Source organism: Aromatoleum evansii, from assembly GCF_012910805.1.
GTDB lineage: Bacteria > Pseudomonadota > Gammaproteobacteria > Burkholderiales > Rhodocyclaceae > Aromatoleum > Aromatoleum evansii.
Genome location: NZ_WTVK01000268.1, coordinates 1 through 410 on the forward strand (window position 1 = coordinate 1; position 410 = coordinate 410).

The following is a 410-nucleotide window of genomic DNA, read 5'->3' on the forward strand; positions in this document are numbered from 1 at the left end:
GCGACGACAACGAGCGTCGGCCGAGCTTCGAGATCGCTCGCGCCGGCACGGACGTCGGCGTCCACTTCGCGGGCCTGCCGATGGGGCACGAGTTCACGTCGCTCGTCCTCGCGGTGTTGCAGGTCGGCGGCCACCCCGTCAAGATCAGTGACGAGCAGGCGCAGCAGATCCGTGACATCGAGGGCACGTTCCACTTCGAGACGTACATGTCGCTGACGTGCCAGAACTGCCCCGACGTCGTGCAGGCGCTCAACGCGATGAGCGTGCTCAACCCGAACATCCACCACATCGCGATCGAGGGCGGCGCGTTCCAGGACGAGATCGAGGCGCGCGACATCAAGGCCGTCCCGACGGTCTACCTCAACGGTGAGGTCTTCGGCCAGGGCCGCATGACCGTCGAAGACTTCATC

The 410-nt window shown here is 65.9% G+C and carries 1 protein-coding gene; it reads left to right on the forward strand.

The genetic code is table 11. From position 1 onward, the window contains the following. A partial coding sequence (locus GO615_RS30060; protein ID WP_211167442.1) for a thioredoxin family protein occupies positions 1-410 on the forward strand: 410 nt, incomplete at both ends.